The organism is Chthoniobacterales bacterium (assembly GCA_018883245.1).
Classification (GTDB): Bacteria; Verrucomicrobiota; Verrucomicrobiia; order Chthoniobacterales; family JACTMZ01; genus JACTMZ01.
In genome coordinates, this window is record VEQL01000010.1 from 68,278 (window position 1) to 82,626 (window position 14,349).

Genomic DNA, 14,349 nt, shown 5'->3' on the forward strand with positions numbered 1-14,349 from the left:
TTAACGGCTGCCGCGTGAAGCAGAAGCCGAAAACCGCACGCGCTGCCGGGAACAAAAAACCGGCGGCCCTTGCGGACCGCCGGTTGTGAGGAAATAACCGGGAGGTTATTTGATGTGCTTGGAGACCAGCTTGGTCATCTCGAACATGCTGACCGATTTTTTGCCCCCGAAGATGGCCTTCAGGTTCTCGTCGGCATGGATCATCGTCTTTTTGACTTTGTCCTGCAGCTTGTTCTTCTTGATGTAATCCCAGAGCCGTTTCGTCATCTGGCCGCGGGGAGCGGGCTTCGGGCCCACCACAACGGCGAGAAGCGACGAAGGCGTCACCGGCTTCATGAGCGCGGGATTGGCTTTCCGTTTCTTCTTCACCGCTTTCTTCGCGGCTTTTTTGACGGTTTTCTTGGCTGGTTTACTTTTGGTTGCTTTTTTCTTGGCCATAACAATCTGTTGTGTTGTCAGATTTCCCCAGGGGACGCAACTACAATTTGTAGGGGTCCGGAACCCCGTCCGCCCCCGCCGGAGTTCTCCCAGGTCCGGGAAGCCGGGAAAGCCGGTTGGAGGCAGACCCGAAAAGATTGCCCGAAAGCCCCCCGGGGGCTTAAGAGTGGCGCGTGATGAAATACTTCCTTACAATATCGATCGTGCTCTCTTTCCTCGGCTTGCGCAGTCCGGCCCTCGCACTCGCGGTGGGCGATGACGCTCCGAGCGTGTCGGCCAAGGACCAAAACGGTGCGACGCTCAACTTGGCGGACCTCTACGTCCAAGGTCCGGTGCTGGTCTATTTTTACCCGAAGGCCGACACCCCCGGTTGCACCGCCCAGGCATGCTCGCTGCGCGATGATTTTCCGCGCTTCACGGGCGAGGGCGTGAAAATTGTCGGCGTGAGCTGCGACACGGTGGAGGCGCAGAAAAAATTCGCGGACAAATACAATCTGCCCTTCCCCCTGCTCGCCGACACGGAGCAGACGGTGGCTAAGGCTTTCGGTGTTCCGCTGCTCCCCGTTCTCGGCGTGCCGCAACGGCAGTCGTTCATCATCCGCGACGGAAAGATTGCTTGGATCGCGCGCAGCGCGAAGACCGGCGAGCACGCCGCGGAGGTCCAGGCCGCGTTGAAGGAACTCGGACTGGCGGAATAGTCTTGAGCCGCGCGCACCAGACGCTACATTGCGCGTCTCGGCGCAAGGGTTGGTAGCTCAATGGTAGAGCAGCGCCCTTTTAAGGCGTTGGTTGTGGGTTCGAGTCCCACCCGACCCACGTGCGCGGTGCCCCCACCCTCGAGGCCAATCAGAGGATCTCTTCGTATTCGTCAACCGGTTCGCGGCAGACCGAGCATTTTTCCGCGGGAAGCTTTGTCACGGTCATGCCGCAGACTTGGCAGACGTAGTAGTTGATCTTGCCCTGCTTGCCCAAGTTTTTCAGGGCCGCCTCGTAGAGTTTGGCGTGGGCTTTCTCGGTCTCCATGGCGAAACGCAAGCTGCGCATGGCCGGACGTGCGTTCTCCTTTTTGGCCAGCGCGATGAACTCCGGATACATCTTCTCGTTCTCGTAAGTCTCGCCCTTGATCGCAGCCTTGAGATTCTCCGCCGTGCTTCCCGGCTTCACCTCCTCAAGTTGAAATTTCTCGACCTTGCCGCCGAGTTTCAAAATGGCCTCCTTGTGCGCATCGCGGTGAATCGCCTCGGAAGCGGACGTGGCACGGAACAACTTGGCCACTTCGGGATAACCGTCCTGCTCGGCCTTGCGCGCGAATTGCGCGTAACGATTGGAGGCGTTCGATTCGCCTTGAAAGGCTTCGTTCAGATCTTTTACCAGCTGCGCTGAAACCTCCGCTTTGGCCGGAGCCACCGCACAAAGAAGGGCCATGCCCAACACCAGGATTGAAACGTTCGTTTTCATCGCTGGCATTTTGCTTCCAACCACCCGCCGGCTCAAGCAGATTATTAGCGGTGCTTATACTTTGCACAGCCACCGGAATTTCCCATCGCGAAGAGCGTCTAACGCGCCACTGCGGCTGACCGCAAGGCCTCCCGGACTTCGCCGGCAAACTCATCAACCAACGCGAGCGTGAACTCGCCGAGCCCGAGGTTGTCGTCCTGCACCAGAGGCGTGAGGTCGATGGCATATGTCACGCCGGTCTCTTTGTCCGTGGCGTGGCTTTCGTGGAATGTGGCGTGGGCCAGCCTGCGGCCCATCACCGCAAGGTCGTAGCGCTTGCCCCCGCTGATCTGCGAATCGAACACGCCGTTGAGCGCGGCCTGCAAGTTGGTGCACTCCCCCACCGGAAGCGCCACTTTGCGGTTGTCCGGCAACCAATCGAGATCGCGCCAGACTTCGCAGCCGTAAACTTTCCGCGGACGTTGCTCCCGCGGCAGACGGCGCACCGCCGAGAGCGACCTTGCGAGCACGGCCACGTGCGTCGCGTGCTTGTCCGCGGGGTTGTGCAGGTAAAGCACGCCGGGCCGCGCTATTGCGAGGATCGCCGCCAAATCGCCCACCGGGTTATTGTCGGCAGCGTTCCTGATCATGGCGCTGGGATAATCGAGCTGGATCATCGCCGCGTAGCCGCCGATCACAGCCGCTTTGCGTTGCTCTTCGCGACGCACTTCGATCATTCCGGCATCGGAGAGCTTTTCGTAGATCCCCGTGCGCGCGCTTCCGGCTCCATCGGTCACGGTCACCCCGGTGAACCAGAGATCCTCGCGCCCGTAGCATTCGAGAATCCCGTGGGCGGCGAAAAATTCCAGATCATCCTGGTGGGCGCCGATTCCCATGTGGGTCGTGCGCTCGAGGGCGGCGGGCATCGGCTTGCCGTCGGGAATGCAGATGTCGGCGTTGGGGCGGTGAAATTTCATACGCAGCCGGACTCGATGCGCGGCAAACTCGCGGCGGCAATGGCTTGGCCGTGACGCTTGAACTTCTCGTCCACGGCGAGGAACGAAAGCGCTCGCGCGAAATCCGGCGCGTGACCGCTCAGCACTTGGCGGGCTTTTTCCATCATAATCTCCCCTCCCGGTCCGCTCGTCACGCGGCCGAGCACGAGGACGTGCGAGAACTCATAAAATTCGGCGAAATGAGCCAGCGAGAAACCGAGATAAACGCCGAGGCTCTCATAGACCGGATGGACCCAATTCTCTCCGCGTTCCGCGGCTTGTTGCAACAGCGCCAATTTTTCCGCAAAAGGCAGTCCGCCGGGAAATTCCCGTCCCGCGAGCAGTTGACCAAGCGCCTGCTGCGAATGGTAGCGCGCCCCGGTTCCCGCGTCGCCGGACCATTCATCGACATGCGCACCCTCGCTCTCCACGCGATAGTCCACCGGGACAAAAGCAAGTTCGTTGAGCCAGGGCCTGAGAGAACCGTCCGGACCCACATAGCCGCCCGCAAGACTGGTGCCGAGGGAAAGACCGAGAACACCTTTGTGCTTCTCCTTGCACTCCGGCATTGCCGCCGCGGCCAACGCGGTGACATCACCGTCATTGGCCACCACGAGCGGCACCTTCCACTCGGCCGCCAGACGCTTGAAAATCGGACGGATCCGCGAGGCGAAAAGCTCCTCGGGAACACCGCGAAAAAGCGAGCCCGCGCGCGGCTCGTTGTCCACATACACGCCGGCCGCGCTTCCGCCGATCGCATCGACCCGCGGCAGGTGTTCCGCCGCGCGCCGCAGGCTCTGGCGGATCCCCTCCTCGTGATAGGCTGGATCAGCCTGGAAATAAGGGTCCCACGGCGTCTCCTCGGAAAACACAACTTTCCCGTCGATCACCGCGGCGACTTTGCGATCGCTGCCGCCGAGATCGAAACCGATCCGGCAGCCCTCCAGCCCGCCTCCGCCCATGCCGGCATTTTCAGTTTCCGCGGGCAACGCGGCTTCATCGCACGACGTCACCGCGAACTCATCCAGATAAATTTTGCGTCCGAGAAATCCGGCATCGAAGGCGCGGGCTCCTTCGGGTGCATAGTCCGCCGCAATCCTGCGGGCCGTCGCCGGCGCGCCCGCGATGTGCACGCGAGACCCTCCGCGCGACCAAAGCAGGAATTTCACAGTGCGCTCGAGATAATGGAAATTGACCCCCGCATTCCCGTCGTTGTCCGGAAGCATGCGCGTCCGGAAAACGCTTGTGCAGCCGCCCGGTTGCATGATTGCGATGGTCACCGGAATGCTGCAGCCGCCCTTTTCAGCAAGCCCCCGATAGGCGCTCCGCCAGGACCAAGCGGGAACGAAACCCCGATCAAGCGGCGCCCCGCTATCCGGCAATGACATCTTGGCAACGTCCACCCTTGTCATGGTCGGAGTATCGCGTCCATCCGGCGGAAAGTCTCCATGGCCTCGTATTCGGCCAACCCCAGACGGTCGAAGGCCGCCGCCGTCGCACGATCGAGTGTTCCCGTCTCTTGCCATGCCTCGTTGGACGACGGCGTCTGGCTGCGCTGGCTCTGGTGCTGGTAAACCGCTTCGAGCTTGTTCTTCATTTCGACCGGACTGAGCGGCACCGCCATGTCGATGTCGTGCAGCGGCCATGCACGGTCGATCTCCGGATAAATCCAAAGCCTGCAGTGCTCCATCCATTTGGCTCCGGACAATCTGCGCCAAGCGCAACGCAGCACCTCGAAACACACCGCCGCCACACTTCCCGGAGCGGAATCGACACCGGATGCGAAAATTTGGTGGGGGCGCAGTTTCTCGATCAAGGAAGCAAGCACCTCCTCGTCGGCCGATCCGGGAAGGAACTGGCGGTAACGCCCGGACTCGTAAAAGGGAAGATTGAGAAAACGCACACGCTCCCTTGCCAGACCGAGCGTTTCCGCGGCCGCCAGCGATTCGCCGCGGCGGATGAGCGACTTCACTCGCCGGATTTCTGGACTGTCGATGTCGAATTCCTTTTTTGCCGACAACTGCTCGCGCACCGTGCAGACCATCGCCTCGGAAGCGGAGCCGTCCCCGGCCATGCCTTGCGCCAGATCGACGGCCAAGCGAACCAGCGGATCGGGCACCGCGAGATTCCCCGATGTCATGTAAGCCAACGTCACTTCGTGACCTTGGTCGATGAGCCGGTGCAGCGTTCCACCCATCGATCGCTCCACGTCCAAGGGCTCCGGACCGAGCACCAGAACGCGCTTCACCGCGGGCTCCGCCCTCTCCGGCCTCGTGCTGTCATCCGCCCCCGGCTTGCCCCCGGGCCAGCCGGTTATGCTGTGTTGCGCCTCGTTGAAAACAGCGACGTTCAGATCGTAGGCGGGACCGTGGCCGGTGATGAGATCCGACAAACTGTGCTTGGCGTAATCCTCGTCCACCAGCTTGAGGATGGGTTTGCCCACCCGCGCGGTGAGCCAGACGACGGCTTTGCGGCGCAAGGACGCATTCCAATCGACAACACCGACGCGCCACGGCTCGTCGAAGCGCGCGAGTTTCTTGGCCGCCGCATTGTCCACGAAGAAACGACAGTCGGGGTGAGACTGGAGAAACGAAGCCGGCAACTCGGCGCAGGCAACCTCCTCGACGGCCCGGGCCACCACATCCGCCTTGGCCTCGCCCCACGCCAGAAGCACGAGCTTGCGGGCCTCGAGGATTGTTCCCACCCCCATCGTGATCGCATGGCGCGGGACATTCTCCTCGCCGAGAAAATCGCGCGCGGCATCGCGGCGCGTCATCGTGTCGAGCGTGACCAGGCGCGTGCGCGAGTCGGCACCCGAACCGGGCTCGTTGAATCCGATGTGGCCGGTGCGCCCGATGCCGAGAATCTGCAGGTCGATACCGCCCGCCCGCACAATCGCCTCCTCGTAGGAGCGGCAATGCGCGAAGACGTCCTGACGCGCAACGGTGCCGTCCGGGATGTTCACCTGCGATGCGGGAATGTCGATGTGATCGAACAGCTGATCGTGCATGAAGCGCCAGTAGCTCTCCGGATGCGATCGCCCCAGGCCGTAGTATTCATCCAGGTTGAAGGTCGTGACGTTGGTAAACGAGAGCCCCTCTTCGCGGTGCAGACGGATCAACTCCCGGTAAAGTCCCACCGGAGTCGAACCGGTCGCCAGACCCAGGACGGCGTTCTCTCCGGCGGCTGCTTTGGAGCGGATCAGCGCGGCGATGTCGGAAGCCACCGAAGCGCATGCCGTCTCGGCGCGCTCGAAGACCCGCACCGGAATCTTCTCGAATTGCTCCTGCTCCGTTTGTCCGACTCGCAACATTTTCAAATTCGAACACAGTCGGTTCAGCATACACTTTGCACTTTTATCTGTTTTCTTGACACTTTCGGTTGAAAATACGGCAATTTCAACGGTGAATTCTCTCCGCAAGCTGGCCGCGGGACTGCGCGAGCCAACGGATTATTTTGCAGGCACAGGCGGCGATCCTTGGTGCTGGCCGCTCAACCTGTTGGCATTCGTGCGCCGGACGCGCCGGGATCTGCAACGGCGCACTTTCGAAAGCCGGTTGCACACACGCTACGTCCTCGTGGTCAATCTCCACACAGCCGGCACCCTCAATCTCGACAGCACGGCCTACCGCTTGATGCCGGGCCAGGCCCATCTGATCTTCCCGCACCAATTGCACACCTACCACGACCTGGATCGCGATGACATCCTCTGGCTGTTCATCACTTTCGAACTCCCCGATGCCACTCCGTTGCGCTCGCTCCGCCACGCGACGGTCACCCCGGACGTGGAGACGCGGAAGCTGTTGGAGGATTTCACTGCCGCTTACCGATCGAGGAAAACCATGCCGCACCAATTGCAAATCATCCTCTCCGGAATCCTCCTCCGTTTGGTCCGGTCTGCCGACCGGGGAAGTTCGCACAAAAGTCCGAGAACCAGCGCGAACGGCAAATTTCTCGAAGCGGTTCACAGTCATCACGCGAATTGCCTTCCTGCGGCACTTTCCGTGGGACAATTGGCATCCGCAATGAAGACGAGCGAAAGCCGTCTGCGGACGCGGTTTCGCGAGACCTACGGATTGAGCCTCGGCCAATATCTCCGCAACCTGCGCTTGCAGGACGCTGTTGCCATGATGCGGCATTCACAAGAAAGCCTCACCGATATCGCCATCTCCTGCGGCTTCAGCTCCTCAGCCGCTTTCAGTCGCGCTTTCAAACATTGGTCCGGCACAACCCCGCGGGAGTTCCGCCACGGGGTTGCCGCGAGTGCCCATGAAAACGCCGGGGGCAACAAGCACCAGCGCACGCGATCCTCGCAACGCTCGGCGCCTTCCTCCTGCGCATAAACCCGACCAGTGGCAACTGCAGCCGCACTGTACTCCGACGACGAGAGGCCGATGGCGATGCAACGCGCCAAGTCTCCCTCGAAGGTAACCTGCCTGGACGAGGCCGGCAGGGCCATCGCCCGCTACCGGCGATTTCAGGAGTGAAAACGGAGCCGCTTGAAGAGGCGGGAACTTGCACCCAAAACACGGCGGCGTTCGCGCCAACCCACGGCGGCGAGTAGCGCGACTGCAGCGGCATACACGCGCGGTTCGGGCACGGGGACGAGTTCGCCGCCGAGCAGTGCACCGCCATCGATATTCTGGCCAGCCCAATACACCTGCGCGAGCTGAGTGGTAGTGAGACCGCCCGAGCCGAAAATGATCTCGGCGACAGTGCTCGATTGCAGCGCAACCCCCTGCCAGTTGGTGATGGTGAGGGTTTTGCCGCTCACCCAACTGACACCGGAACTGTCGGCGAAAGTGAGTTGCGTTGTGCTGCCTCCAGTGAAGCTTCCGAGGTCGATGGTCGAGTTCTCCGTCAGGGTCAGCGTGCCCAGCGTCTGGGAGTAACGGGTCTCGCTGTTACCCGCGCGCAAGGTTCCGCCGCCGAGCGTCAGGGCCGATGTCGTAGGAATGGCGTTGTTTGTTCCCAAGACAAGTGTGCCGCCATTGGTGATGATGGTCGGGCCGTTGTAGGTCATCGCGTTGCTGAACACCGTCGTGCCGCCGTCGACAACAAAGTCCGAATTGGCGCTGGCACCTGAAATGACACCGGTGAAAACGTTGGTTCCAGTTCCGGAACGCGACGTGAACACCGTTCCGTTTTTCGAGACGCCGCCGGCAACAACCAACGCGGCTCCGGAGGAGTTCGAAAGGACACCGTTGCCCGTGCCGATCGTGATGGAATTGGTGAATGTGCCTGCCGAGGTCACATCAAGAACACCGCCGTTCGAGATCGTCAGGGTGGTGTTCGTGTTGCCCAGACGGTTGTTGCCGCTGATGCGGAGAGTGCCGCCAGCAATCGTGGTTGCCCCGCTGAAGGTGTTGTTCCCCGAGAGCGTCAAAGTGCCTGCCCCGGTCTTGATCAAGCCTCCCGTGTTGATGACATTGCCGCTGACAGTCAAATTGGCGTTGGACGCCGCGTCGGCCGTGAGGGTGCCGCCGAGGTAGATTTCGTTGGTGAAACTTGCCGCCATGTCGGTGTTGGCGAGGCCAATGGTGCGCCTTGCGCCGCTGGTGTTTGGAGCAACGTAGATTGACTGGCCGAAATTAACCCCGTTGCTGAGGAGCAGCGCCACGTTGTTGGCAGTCGAGACATCGCCTACGTTCAAACCAAGGTCGATACCGCGGTTGGCCGTGGTCACGTTGGTGCCGAGTGCATTCGCGGTGCCGACGATCACGGTTCCCTGCCCGATCTGAACTTGTCCGTTGTAGGTGCTATTGGCGCCATTCATTACCAACGTGCCCGCTCCGTCTTTTCCGAATTTCGTGCCATTGGCTGTTCCGTTGGTCTGCGCGAGATTTCCAGAGACCGTGACTGTCTGGTCCGTGGCTACGGTCAGAGCCGAGTTGATCGCACTATCTTGTATGGCAAGTTGGTTCGTTATCGTGGTGTTCGAGTTGACAAGCAGCGTGACCAGATTGTTTCCGCTGCCAACGACGACAGTCCCAGCGCCCAAGCTGTTCGCATTGGTGATGCTGATGGCGCCTTGGCTGATATTCAGCAAGCCGGAGAACGAGTTGCTGCCAGCGAGAGTAAGAGTGCCGGCGCCAGCTTTGGTCAGGCCGCCCGAGTTGGTGATCGATCCAGAGAAAGTATTGACGCCGGTTTCCGTGACCGTGAGCGTCTGGTTGGCAGCAATGCTCACATTGCCGCCGGTGCTGCCGCCGCCGGCGAGCGAGCCGATCGTTTCGCTTTGATTCACGTGCAACGCAGCACCCGCAACGTTGGAAAACACTACGGCGTTGCCGTCGGCGATGGCGGCGCCATTGGTGATGGCCAAGGTTCCGGCACCGACGGTGAGCGTTCCGACCGCGGTGTTGGCGCCGCTCAAAGTCACGGTGCCGCTACCGACTTTGGTGATGTCACCGCTATTGACGAGGTTGCCCGTGAAGGCGGCGTTTGCGTCTGCGGCAGCGGACAGACGCAAAGTGCTGCCGGTGCCCAGGAAGATTTCGCGGTTGAAGGTCGCCGTTCCGCTTGTGCTCTCGGTGCCGAGGGTGCGCAGGCCAGTTCCAGCAGCAACGAACACGGAGTTGCTCATGGTCAGCCCGCTGTTGACATAAAAAGCCGTGTCTTGCGAACTCGCGGCGCCGGCGGAGTTCAGCCCCAAGTCGAGGGCCCGCACGCTGGTTCCGCTGTTGGTGCTGAAAGTTCCCGCGGCCAAGGTGACTGTGCCCCCGCCCAACTGCAACTGGCCGCCGCCGGTGTTGGCGGTGGTGTTGGAGAAAACCAGCGATCCGGCGCCTTCTTTGAAGAAAGTGCTGCCGGTATCCATGTTCGAGAAGTTGCCCGTCATCAAGATCGTGCCCGCGTTGCTGAAGGTCAGCTGGCGATTGGCTGCGCCGATATCGATGTTGGCCAAGCGGAGACCGGCGCCGGAATCCGCCGAGATCGTGGCGTTGGCCGAGAGCGTGACGGTGCCCGTATTGGTGTTGGCCCCACTGATGCTGCGCAGTGCACCGTTGCCGCCGACGCCCGTGCCGGCGATATTGAGAGCTTCGGCCGAAGAAATACCGCCCTCGACCTCCAGAGCGGCACCCGAGTTGACCGTTGTGCCTGCGGCTGTGGTGCCCAGGCCGGTGCCGCTGGAAATGCGGATGGCACCGTTGCTGACCACGGTGGCCCCGGTGTATTGATTAGCCTGCGAAAGGGTGAGAGTGCCGTCACCCGCTTTGTGCAACGCGCCGGACCCGTGGATCACCGTGCTCTGCGTGAGATTGTCGGAGCGGTTGTAAAGCAGCGTGGCGTTATTGGTGATTGTGCTGCTCCCCAGCGAGCCGGTGGTCCCGCCGGCTCCGATCGACAAGGTTCCGGCAGAGACGAGGGTCGTTCCGGAATAAGTATTGTTGGCCACCAGAACGAGGCTGCCTACACCCGATTTCTCGAACCTGCCACTGCCACTTACCGCACCGCTCAGAGTCAGCGCCGCTCCGGAGTCGCTCACACTGATGACTCCCAACCCACCCGAATCGACGAGATCAAACGCCCTGCTGCTGCTGGCATTGGTGGAGCCGGAGTAAAGGAACGTGGCCGTGTTGCCCGAACCGGACTTGCCCAATCCGACCGCGCTCGCGCCGGAGCCCAAACTGCCCAGTCCATCGATGCGCAGGGTTCCAGCATGGATATTAAGCGGACCGCTGAAAGTGTTTCCGCCGGTAAGATAAAGAATACCGGCTCCGCCCTTGGTCACCCCGCCCGATCCGTCGATCGCGCCGCTCAACGTGAGCGTCGTGGCGGAGTTGGAGACCTCGAGACCAGCTGTGCCTCCCGAAGCTGCCGTGAAAGCCTTGTCGCTGCCCGCCGTCCCGCCGATGTAATGCAAAAAGCCCTCCTGGCCGCTGCTGCCGAGAACCACCGCATTCGCGCTGTTGCCAAGAACGCCGTTGGCGGAGGCATTGTTGATGGTATCAACCGTGAGTTTTCCCTCTGCGACTGTCAGCACGCCGCTGAAGCTGTTGTTTCCCGAAAGTGTCAGCGTGCCGGCCCCGTCTTTGGTCAGGCCGCCGGTGCTGTTGGTGATCGCACCGCTGATTGTTGTGTTGCCCGCCCCGCCCACAGTGAGTGTGTGACTGGCTCCGCTACCGTTGATTCCGCCGGAGAGCGTCAGGAGAGCAGCATCGGCATTGACACGGCTCGAGGCAGCGAGGGTCAGATTGCCGGAAAGCGTGTTGTTGCCGCTGAGGCTGCGGATCGCGCCAGCCGAGCTGATACCCGTGCCGCTCAGCGTTATGGCCTCTGCCGAAGTGATCCCGTTGCTCAGGCCGAGCACACCACCGGAGCTGACTGTTGTTCCCGCGTCAGTAGAACCAAGCGCTGCATTGTTGACCGCGAGCAGGGTCGCACCGCTCAACACGGTAGTGGTATGCGTGTAAGTGTTGGCACCGGACAGCACCGTCGTTCCGGAATTCGAAATGGTGAGCGCTCCACCGCCGGAGACGACACCGGAAACGAGAAGGGTTCCGCCGGACGAGACACTGAACACGGCGTTGGTGTTGAGCGCGACATTGCCAGATTGGTGCGCGGTGCCGCTGCCGATCGATGCGCCCAGGACACGTTCCGCCGCTCCGGTGCCGGCCACGACACTCAGTCCATGGTTGTTGGTGACAGCCGCCCCGAACTCGAAGGACGCTGATGCAGCGGCGGCGGTATCACCAATGACCACCGTATTGCCATTGTTACCCAAGGCACCGGCGCCGTTTGTCGGGGCGTTTTCCGTGATAGAGACAGTGCCAGCCTTGACAATGGTGACTCCGGTGTAGTCGTTAAGAGAATTGGTCATGACCAGCGTGCCGGCCCCGAGTTTGTTGACGCCGACACTGCCAGTGAACTGAGCGGCTCCACCACTAGCTTGGCCTTGGTTTTCAGTGCCGGCATTGACCGTCACGTTGTAGTCCGACACCGCGGCTGTGTAGACCAACCGCAAATTGCCTGAACTGTCCTGAACTGACCAAGTTCCGAGCGTGCCGGCCGCAGAGAAGTTGTTGGTATTTATGGTGAAGGCATCGGCACTGAAAGCCGTGCTCCAAGATCCGGCATCAATAATATCCCAAGTGTAGCTCGTGCCGGAACTGAAACCCGTTGGACTGGAGCCAACCACATCGATGGCAAAACGATTTCCCGAGCTTGCGTTCAAAGTGATGACCCCGCCACCGCTGCCAACCGAGATCAGATCCCAATCGGTGCCGGCCGCTCCGGGCGCCGTTGTGATCTCCCAACGATAAGAACCGCCGCCATCGAGGGTCAGCGCGCTGACCGCAAGCGTGCCAGGGCTGTTTCCCGGCGATATGATGCCGCCACTTTGCACCGTGACCGCGCCCAGGGAACCTGACCCCATCAATGTCCCGGTGTTGCTGACCACAACCGCCGCCGAACCGAGCGTGGTATTGGCAACGAGCGTTCCGGAGCCGATCGTGGCCGTGCCGGCGTAATTACCCGCCGTTTCGCTGAGAACCAGCGTGCCGCTTCCGCTCTTGAGCAGGGCGCCGGAGCCATTGAGACCGGCGGTGTTTGTAAAGCCGGCCGTGCTTACGTCAATCGTTCCGCCACCTGCGCCCATGGTGACAGCGCGCGCAGCAGTGAAGCCTGCTGAGGTGTAAAGTTTGCCGCCGCTGCTGATCGTCACGGCCCCACCCCCGAGGTTGGTCGCGGCGCCGACACTCAAAGTGCCGTTAGCCACGGTCAGACCACCGGTGAACGAATTGTTTCCGCTCAAAGTCAGCGTTCCATTGCCAGTTTTGGTCAAGCCTCCGGCATTGCTGATCACGCCGGAGAAAATTTGCGATCCCGATTCGGCCACGGTGAGCGTTTGACTGCCGGCGATGCTCACGTGACCACCCGTGCCACCGCCGCCCTGCAAGGAACCAATCGTTTCATTCCCGCTGACAAGGAAGGTCGCGCCTGAAACGTTCGAAAGAATCACAGCACCGCTGTCGCTGATTGCCGAACCCCCGCTGACGGCAAGCACGCCAGTTCCGACTGTCGCATTGGTGAATGTCCCATCATTGGCACCAGACAGCGTCAAAGTGCCCGAACCTATTTTGATGAGATTCCCCTGGCTTACTTGGCCGGAGATCGTCGTGTTGTTGGCAACAGTGAGCGTTCGGATATTCGTGCCCAGGTTGACATTGCTAAAGGTCAAGGCGCCCGTGCCCGTGGCGTCACCAAAGGTGACGTTGTTGCCGAGGATCATCGAGTTTGTGAAAGTGCGTGCCGTGCTGTCATAAGCGGCCAAAGTGCCGCTCAAATTAATCGTTCCCGTGCCGAGCGAGGCGGCACGCAGCGTGCTTCCGTTGGAAACCGTGACAGAGCCAGAGAAGTTATTTCCCGTATTTGAAAGAGCTAAAGTTGTGTTGCTGCCCACGGAGATATTGCCGCTGCCGGTGAACGAGTTTGCGTTTGTGGCCGTTCCGCCTTGGGAAAAAACACCGGAGTTAGTAGCAACAAGATTGTTAAAAAAGAGATTGTTGAGATCGTTTCCTTGATCGGTATTTGAAACATACATGTCGAAGCCGCTGAAGCCGCTGCTGACAGTAAGATTAGTGGAGAACGTATCGGAACCTCTCGTGAGATTGATTGTGATACTTGTCCCGGAGTTTTGCGTGACTTTGAGATTAAAAATTGAAGTTTGGCTATAGCTCCAACCGAGATCGCTTCCATCGGCTTGGTATTGATCGCCTCCGACGTTGAAATTCCAGATTTTGGTGCCCCCGACAAAAAGATCTATGCCCTTGCTACCATTACGATAGGCGGTGGCTATGTCTATTGAGAATGTATCACCTGCGCCGAGCGCTGTATCGAGCCCCCGGCTTGCCTTGGCCGTATTGCCACCTGTCGGATTGCCATACATGCCAAACGACTTGCCGCTTGTATCAATATTTCCAAAGTTTTGACCAACTGAACTTCCAAGGAATTCACCCGCACTGCCGCCAGCAGTCGTGTTATTGAAAGTCCAAGCGCCAAAGCCAGAGCCCGCATCTGAACCACTTGTCCAACTGCCGTAGTTCCCCGCATTGTCCGTGGCGAACGTGAATTGCGCGCGGGCACTGTGCGGCAGGAAGAGCCCGAAATTTAAGAGCGCTAACGCGAGAATCCGCGCGGCAGAACTCGCGAAGGAACGATGAGAAGACGTGCAAAAAATACGAAAAACTTTATCAGCAACACAAGCGGAGTGCTGTGTGATGAGGCGAACTGGGGATGGGGAGTTGAGGGGCACGAAGTTACGGGGCAAAACGCACTCTCAAATGATGGTTCTTAACAGAGGAAAATTCAAGTTGATTGACAAAAAAAAAACGGCCGGCAACGGAAAAATCTTTGGGAGCTCCCTCGCATTTTTGGACTGTGGAAATTTCAATCTATTTACCCAAGCCATAAGCTCTTTGCTAACAACACGTTCCGTATTCGTAAAATTGCAAGTTTCCAGCGCCTCCTGGACAAA

General features: G+C 60.2%; 8 protein-coding genes and 1 tRNA gene. 3 read left to right on the forward strand and 6 right to left on the reverse strand.

The window, feature by feature from the left end:
- Positions 1–105: 105 nt before the first annotated feature.
- Positions 106–438 (reverse strand): hypothetical protein, encoded by a 333-nt coding sequence (locus FGM15_05565; GenBank protein ID MBU3665331.1) that lies wholly within the window; start codon positions 436–438, stop codon positions 106–108.
- 176 nt (positions 439–614) lie between these two features.
- Here FGM15_05565 and FGM15_05570 point away from each other — a divergent pair, with 176 nt between their 5' ends.
- A complete protein-coding gene (locus FGM15_05570; GenBank protein MBU3665332.1) occupies positions 615–1,136 on the forward strand; it encodes a peroxiredoxin in 522 nt (173 codons plus the stop codon).
- Between the two features lie 46 nt (positions 1,137–1,182).
- Positions 1,183–1,254: transfer RNA gene (locus FGM15_05575), tRNA-Lys, on the forward strand.
- A gap of 30 nt (positions 1,255–1,284) precedes the next feature.
- Here the strand turns inward: FGM15_05575 and FGM15_05580 are convergent.
- The 4 genes from FGM15_05580 to nagB all read right to left on the reverse strand — a co-directional run bounded on the left by FGM15_05580 (position 1,285) and on the right by nagB (position 6,183).
- Complete coding sequence (locus FGM15_05580; GenBank protein ID MBU3665333.1) at positions 1,285–1,863, reverse strand: rubrerythrin family protein; 579 nt, start codon at positions 1,861–1,863, stop codon at positions 1,285–1,287.
- A gap of 131 nt (positions 1,864–1,994) precedes the next feature.
- Positions 1,995–2,852, reverse strand: a complete 858-nt coding sequence (locus tag FGM15_05585; protein MBU3665334.1) for a PIG-L family deacetylase — start codon at positions 2,850–2,852, stop codon at positions 1,995–1,997.
- Positions 2,849–4,258, reverse strand: a complete 1,410-nt coding sequence (locus tag FGM15_05590) for an ROK family protein (GenBank protein MBU3665335.1) — start codon at positions 4,256–4,258, stop codon at positions 2,849–2,851. The genes FGM15_05585 and FGM15_05590 overlap by 4 nt, the downstream gene beginning before the upstream one ends.
- 20 nt (positions 4,259–4,278) lie before the next feature.
- A complete protein-coding gene (gene nagB / locus FGM15_05595) occupies positions 4,279–6,183 on the reverse strand; it encodes a glucosamine-6-phosphate deaminase (protein ID MBU3665336.1) in 1,905 nt (634 codons plus the stop codon).
- Between nagB and FGM15_05600 the strand changes: the two genes are divergently transcribed.
- Positions 6,083–7,213 carry a helix-turn-helix domain-containing protein gene (locus FGM15_05600; GenBank protein ID MBU3665337.1) on the forward strand — a complete coding sequence of 377 codons (1,131 nt, stop codon included), beginning with the start codon at positions 6,083–6,085 and terminating at the stop codon, positions 7,211–7,213. The genes nagB and FGM15_05600 overlap by 101 nt on opposite strands.
- Before the next feature lie 134 nt (positions 7,214–7,347).
- Here the strand turns inward: FGM15_05600 and FGM15_05605 are convergent, their stop codons facing one another.
- A complete protein-coding gene (locus tag FGM15_05605) occupies positions 7,348–13,761 on the reverse strand; it encodes a hypothetical protein (protein MBU3665338.1) in 6,414 nt (2,137 codons plus the stop codon).
- Between the last annotated feature and the right edge of the window lie 588 nt (positions 13,762–14,349).